The organism is Klebsiella sp. NPDC088457 (genome assembly GCF_044900465.1).
Taxonomy (GTDB): Bacteria; Pseudomonadota; Gammaproteobacteria; order Enterobacterales; family Enterobacteriaceae; genus Klebsiella.
The window spans coordinates 162,872-169,399 of record NZ_JBJDNH010000003.1 but is presented as its reverse complement, the minus strand read 5'-3'; the positions used below and the strand labels follow the sequence as shown (position 1 = coordinate 169,399).

Sequence of the window (6,528 nt, the reverse complement as noted above, 5' to 3'; positions counted from 1 at the left end):
CTGCCCGGGCCACGTGCAGATCTTTAACCAGGGTCTGAAATCGTACCGCGATCTGCCGCTGCGTATGGCGGAGTTCGGTAGCTGCCATCGTAATGAGCCATCAGGCGCGCTGCATGGTCTGATGCGCGTACGTGGCTTCACTCAGGATGATGCCCACATCTTCTGTACTGAAGATCAGGTGCGTGATGAAGTAAACGCCTGTATTCGTATGGTCTACGATATGTACAGCACCTTTGGCTTCGAAAAAATCGTGGTCAAGCTCTCAACTCGTCCGGAAAAACGTATTGGTAGTGACGAGACCTGGGATCGTGCTGAGGCGGATCTGGCAGTCGCGCTGGAAGAAAACAATATCCCGTTTGAATATCAACTGGGTGAAGGCGCGTTCTACGGTCCGAAAATTGAATTTACATTGTATGACTGCCTCGATCGTGCATGGCAGTGCGGTACTGTACAGCTGGACTTCTCCCTGCCGCAGCGTTTAAGCGCCTCTTATGTTGGCGAAAGTAACGAGCGTCAGGTGCCGGTAATGATTCACCGTGCCATTCTGGGGTCACTGGAGCGCTTTATCGGCATCCTGACCGAAGAGTTTGCTGGCTTCTTCCCAACCTGGCTTGCGCCGGTGCAGGTCGTGGTGATGAATATTACCGATTCTCAGTCTGAATACGTTAACGAATTGACTCGTAAACTACAAAATGCGGGCATTCGTGTAAAAGCGGACTTGAGAAATGAGAAGATTGGCTTTAAAATCCGCGAGCACACTTTACGTCGTGTCCCGTATATGTTGGTCTGTGGCGACAAAGAAGTCGAAGCTGGCAAAGTGGCCGTGCGTACCCGTCGTGGTAAAGACCTTGGCAGCATGGACGTAAATGAAGTGATCGAAAAGCTGCAACAAGAGATTCGCAGCCGCAGTCTTCAACAACTGGAGGAATAAGGTATTAAAGGCGGAAAACGAGTTCAAACGGCGCGTCCGAATCGTATTAATGGCGAAATTCGCGCGCAAGAAGTTCGCTTAACAGGTCTGGAAGGCGAGCAGCTTGGTATTGTGAGTCTGAGAGAAGCTCTGGAAAAAGCTGAAGAAGCCGGAGTAGACTTAGTCGAAATCAGCCCTAACGCCGAGCCGCCGGTTTGTCGTATCATGGATTACGGCAAATTCCTCTATGAAAAGAGCAAGTCTTCTAAGGAACAGAAGAAAAAGCAAAAAGTTATCCAGGTTAAGGAAATCAAATTCCGACCTGGCACCGATGATGGCGACTACCAGGTAAAACTCCGCAGCCTGGTTCGCTTTCTGGAAGAGGGTGATAAAGCTAAGATCACGCTGCGTTTCCGCGGTCGTGAGATGGCTCACCAGCAGATCGGTATGGAAGTGCTTAACCGCGTCCGTGACGATCTGAGTGAACTGGCAGTGGTCGAATCCTTCCCATCGAAGATCGAAGGCCGCCAGATGATCATGGTGCTCGCTCCTAAGAAGAAACAGTAAGGCCTTCAAGTAGCAACTCCTGTGGAGCCTTTGGGCTTCGCAGGTGTTGTTCGCCTATGTTTCGTTTATTAACAATGCGAAGTGGAAGTTATTAAAATGCCAAAAATTAAGACCGTACGCGGTGCTGCTAAGCGCTTCAAAAAAACCGGTAAAGGTGGTTTTAAGCACAAGCACGCTAACCTGCGTCACATTCTGACTAAAAAAGCTACCAAGCGTAAACGTCACCTGCGTCCGAAAGCCATGGTTTCCAAAGGCGATCTGGGCCTGGTAATCGCGTGCCTGCCGTACGCATAAGTCGTTAACCCTTTAAACTTTTTAATTAGAATAGATACAGGAGAGCACATATGGCTCGCGTAAAACGTGGTGTAGTTGCCCGTGCACGTCACAAGAAAATTTTGAAACAAGCTAAAGGCTACTACGGTGCGCGTTCTCGCGTATACCGCGTTGCCTTCCAGGCTGTTATCAAAGCTGGTCAGTACGCTTATCGTGACCGTCGTCAGAAAAAGCGTCAGTTCCGTCAACTGTGGATTGCGCGTATCAACGCAGCAGCACGTCAGAACGGTATTTCTTACAGCAAATTCATCAACGGCCTGAAAAAAGCCTCTGTTGAAATCGACCGTAAGATCCTGGCTGACATCGCCGTATTCGACAAATTAGCGTTCACCGCGCTGGTCGAAAAAGCGAAAGCAGCTCTGGCATAAGCCAGTTGAAAGAGGGAGCTTGTCTCCCTCTTTTCGTTTCAACACCATCAATACATTGACTTTTATTGCCGTAAGCTTTTCAATACAGGTCTTACGTTTCGTACCAGACAAGGTAATGCAAGCATGAATGCTGCTATTTTCCGCTTCTTTTTTTACTTTAGCACCTGAACTCAGGAGGCTAGCGCGTGAAAGAAGAAACGGAAAACAGCGCCAGAAAGCCTCCCACTGTGGAGGCTTTTTTCGTATATGAACGTGTTCATTCTATTTCAAGCTGCAGGCGCGTCGGCTGAGGCGTACATCGGCGACGGCGCGTACTCTGTGGTGGGTAATACGTCGACGGTCGACGCCTGTAACTCGAAATAGTCAGAACAAAATAATGACCATAACCGGTGTCTGCACCGACATAATGAGGAAAACCATGTCACATCTCGCAGAGCTGGTTGCCAGTGCGAAGGCAGCCATTAATGAGGCATCAGATGTTGCCGCGCTGGACAACGTCCGCGTGGAATATCTAGGTAAGAAAGGGCATCTGACCCTTCAGATGACAACCCTGCGTGAGCTGCCGCCAGAAGAGCGTCCGGCTGCCGGTGCGGTCATCAACGAAGCGAAAGAGCAGGTCCAGCAGGCGCTTAACGCGCGTAAAGCTGACCTCGAAGGCGCCGCGCTAAATGCGCGTCTGGCCGCGGAGACCATCGACGTCTCTCTGCCGGGTCGCCGTATTGAAAACGGCGGTTTGCATCCGGTGACCCGGACTATCGATCGCATCGAAAACTTCTTCGGCGAGCTCGGCTTCACCGTCGCGACCGGCCCGGAAATCGAAGATGATTACCACAACTTCGATGCGCTGAATATTCCTGGGCACCATCCGGCGCGCGCTGACCACGATACCTTCTGGTTCGATGCGACGCGTTTGCTGCGTACCCAGACCTCGGGCGTGCAGATTCGGACTATGGAAAACCAGCAGCCGCCGATTCGCATTATTGCGCCGGGCCGCGTTTACCGTAACGACTACGACCAGACCCACACCCCGATGTTCCATCAGATGGAAGGCCTGATTGTTGATACCAATATCAACTTCACCAACCTGAAAGGGACGCTGCACGACTTCCTGAATAACTTCTTTGAAGAAGATCTGCAGATTCGTTTCCGCCCGTCCTATTTCCCGTTTACCGAACCGTCTGCGGAAGTCGACGTGATGGGTAAAAACGGCAAGTGGCTGGAAGTGCTGGGCTGCGGGATGGTGCATCCGAACGTGCTGCGTAATGTCGGCATCGATCCGGAAGTCTACTCCGGTTTTGCCTTCGGGATGGGGATGGAACGTCTGACCATGCTGCGCTACGGCGTGACCGATTTACGCGCGTTCTTCGAAAACGATCTGCGTTTCCTCAAACAGTTTAAATAAGGGCAGGACAGAATAATGAAATTCAGTGAACTGTGGTTACGCGAGTGGGTTAACCCGGCGATCGACAGCGAAGCGCTGGCTAACCAGATCACGATGGCGGGCCTCGAAGTGGACGGCGTTGAGCCGGTTGCCGGTAGCTTCAACGGCGTGGTTGTGGGTGAAGTGGTTGAGTGCGGCCAGCACCCGAATGCCGACAAGCTGCGCGTCACGAAAGTGAACGTCGGCGGCGAACGTCTGCTGGACATCGTCTGCGGCGCGCCGAACTGCCGTCAGGGCCTGAAAGTCGCCGTTGCGACCATCGGCGCCGTTCTGCCGGGCGATTTCAAAATTAAAGCGGCGAAACTGCGCGGTGAGCCTTCCGAAGGGATGCTGTGCTCGTTCTCCGAGCTGGGGGTTTCCGACGATCATAGCGGTATTATCGAGCTGCCGGCGGATGCGCCGATTGGCACCGATATTCGTCAATATCTGCAGCTGGACGATAACACCATCGAAATCAGCGTCACGCCGAACCGTGCTGACTGTTTAGGCATCATCGGCGTGGCCCGTGACGTCGCCGTGCTGAATAAAGAACCGCTGAACGCGCCGGATATCGCGCCCGTTGCGGCAACGATTACCGATACGCTGCCGATTGCCGTTGAAGCGCCGGACGCCTGTCCCCGCTATCTTGGCCGCGTGGTCAAAGGTATCAATGTTAAAGCGCCAACCCCGCTGTGGATGAAAGAGAAGCTGCGTCGCTGCGGTATCCGCTCCATTGATGCGGTGGTTGATGTCACCAACTACGTTCTGCTTGAGCTCGGCCAGCCGATGCACGCTTTCGACCGCGACCGCATTGAAGGCGGGATCGTGGTGCGGATGGCGCAAGAGGGCGAGACGCTGGTGCTGCTGGATGGCACCGAAGCCAAACTGGACACCGATACCCTGGTTATTGCCGACCATCACAAAGCGCTGGCGATGGGCGGCATCTTCGGCGGCGAGCACTCCGGTGTGAATGATGACACCCGGAACGTGCTGCTGGAATGTGCGTTCTTCAGCCCGCTGTCCATCACCGGCCGCGCCCGTCGTCATGGCCTGCACACCGATGCCTCTCATCGCTATGAGCGCGGCGTGGATTCAGCGCTGCAGTATAAAGCGCTGGAACGTGCCACCCGCCTGCTGATTGATATCTGCGGCGGCGAAGCTGGCCCGGTTATCGATGTGACCAACGAAGCGACGCTGCCGAAGGCGGCGACCATTACTCTGCGCCGCAGCAAACTGGATCGCCTGATTGGCCATCATATTGATGATGCTCAGGTCAGCGATATTCTGACGCGCCTGGGCTGCGAAGTGACCGCGGGCAACGATGAGTGGCAGGCGGTTGCCCCGAGCTGGCGTTTCGATATAGCGATCGAAGAAGATCTGGTCGAAGAAGTGGCCCGCGTGTATGGCTATAACAACATTCCCGATCGTCCGGTTCAGGCTGGGCTGATCATGGGTACCCATCGCGAAGCCAACCTGTCGCTGAAGCGTGTGAAAACGCTGCTTAACGATAAAGGCTATCAGGAAGTGATCACCTATAGCTTCGTTGACCCGAAAGTACAGCAGCTGATCCACCCGGGCGAAGAAGCGCTGATTCTGCCCAGCCCAATCTCCAGCGAAATGTCGGCGATGCGCCTGTCGCTGCTGACCGGTCTGCTGGGTACCGTGGTCTATAACCAGAACCGTCAGCAGAGCCGCGTGCGCATCTTTGAGAGCGGTTTACGCTTTGTTCCGGATACGCAGGCTCCGCTGGGTATTCGTCAGGACGTGATGCTGGCCGGAGTGATTTGCGGCAACCGCTACGAAGAGCACTGGAATCTGGCAAAAGAGACCGTCGATTTCTATGATTTAAAAGGCGATCTGGAGTCCGTTCTTGACCTGACCGGCAAACTGTCTGACATCGAATTCCGGGCAGAGGCGAACAGCGCGCTGCATCCGGGCCAGTCAGCGGCGATTTATCTGAAAGGTGAACGTATTGGTTTCATTGGGGTTGTTCATCCTGAACTGGAACGTAAACTGGATCTGAACGGTCGCACTTTGGCCTTCGAACTGGAGTGGAACAAGCTGGCAGACCGCGTGGTGCCTCAGGCGCGCGAGATTTCTCGTTTCCCGGCTAACCGCCGCGATATCGCCGTTGTCGTCGCGGAAAACGTGCCTGCAGCCGATGTTTTGACCGAGTGTAAGAAAGTTGGCGTAAATCAGGTAGTTGGCGTAAACTTATTTGACGTGTACCGTGGTAAAGGGGTTGCGGAAGGCAGCAAGAGCCTTGCGATCAGCCTTATCCTGCAGGATACCAGCCGTACACTCGAAGAAGAGGAGATTGCCGCTACCGTTGCCAAATGTGTAGAGGCATTAAAAGAGCGATTCCAGGCATCATTGAGGGATTGAACCTATGGCGCTTACAAAAGCTGAAATGTCAGAATATCTGTTTGATAAGCTTGGGCTTAGCAAGCGGGATGCCAAAGAGCTGGTAGAGTTGTTTTTCGAAGAGGTGCGTCGTGCTCTGGAAAACGGAGAACAGGTAAAACTCTCCGGGTTCGGCAACTTCGATTTGCGTGATAAAAACCAACGCCCGGGTCGTAACCCGAAAACGGGGGAAGATATTCCCATTACAGCCCGGCGCGTGGTGACCTTCAGACCCGGCCAGAAACTGAAAAGTCGTGTCGAAAACGCTTCGCCCAGAGACAAATAATCTGAACTAACTAAAAAGGCCGCTGATGCGGCCTTTTTCTTATGGTTGACCCGTTGCTGACTTAAATCCGGAGAACGTGATGGCGAGTGCGTATACCCACCAGCAGTTCGTTCATAGAGACATCCGGGGACAGCCTGTCCGTTCATCATCCCTTCGCGATGAACGTAAATTTAAAGTGACTGAGCCAGGACGGCCGGTGACCTGAATACGCATACGGGCGGATGTTTTGCTTTTCTCCCTC

At 53.5% G+C, this 6,528-nt stretch carries 8 protein-coding genes and 1 other annotated feature; all 8 genes read left to right on the top strand.

Annotation, left to right across the window (positions count from 1 at the left end):
* Positions 1-931: threonine--tRNA ligase (gene thrS / locus ACI2JR_RS03945; RefSeq protein WP_462477926.1), on the top strand; the 931-nt coding region annotated here is incomplete at its 5' end.
* A gap of 3 nt (positions 932-934) precedes the next feature.
* Positions 935-1,477, top strand: coding sequence for a translation initiation factor IF-3 (infC, locus tag ACI2JR_RS03940; protein WP_049267827.1), 543 nt, complete (start codon positions 935-937; stop codon positions 1,475-1,477).
* 96 nt (positions 1,478-1,573) lie between these two features.
* Positions 1,574-1,771 (top strand): 50S ribosomal protein L35, encoded by a 198-nt coding sequence (gene rpmI, locus ACI2JR_RS03935; RefSeq protein WP_001124225.1) that lies wholly within the window; start codon positions 1,574-1,576, stop codon positions 1,769-1,771.
* Between the two features lie 50 nt (positions 1,772-1,821).
* Positions 1,822-2,178, top strand: coding sequence for a 50S ribosomal protein L20 (rplT, locus tag ACI2JR_RS03930; RefSeq protein ID WP_004102963.1), 357 nt, complete (start codon positions 1,822-1,824; stop codon positions 2,176-2,178).
* A 118-nt stretch (positions 2,179-2,296) separates the two neighbouring features.
* Positions 2,297-2,422: a sequence feature (Phe leader region), on the top strand.
* The gene (gene pheM, locus ACI2JR_RS03925; protein WP_001386830.1) at positions 2,302-2,346 is read left to right on the top strand and encodes a pheST operon leader peptide PheM; all 45 of its coding nucleotides are present in this window, start codon (positions 2,302-2,304) and stop codon (positions 2,344-2,346) included. Its footprint overlaps the feature before it by 45 nt.
* Positions 2,423-2,596: 174 nt before the next feature.
* On the top strand, positions 2,597-3,580 hold the full coding sequence (gene pheS / locus ACI2JR_RS03920) for a phenylalanine--tRNA ligase subunit alpha (protein WP_032687130.1): 984 nt from the start codon (positions 2,597-2,599) through the stop codon (positions 3,578-3,580).
* 15 nt (positions 3,581-3,595) lie between these two features.
* Positions 3,596-5,983 (top strand): phenylalanine--tRNA ligase subunit beta, encoded by a 2,388-nt coding sequence (gene pheT, locus ACI2JR_RS03915; protein ID WP_132730633.1) that lies wholly within the window; start codon positions 3,596-3,598, stop codon positions 5,981-5,983.
* 4 nt (positions 5,984-5,987) lie between these two features.
* The gene (ihfA, locus tag ACI2JR_RS03910) at positions 5,988-6,287 is read left to right on the top strand and encodes an integration host factor subunit alpha (RefSeq protein WP_004102960.1); all 300 of its coding nucleotides are present in this window, start codon (positions 5,988-5,990) and stop codon (positions 6,285-6,287) included.
* Positions 6,288-6,528 lie beyond the last annotated feature (241 nt).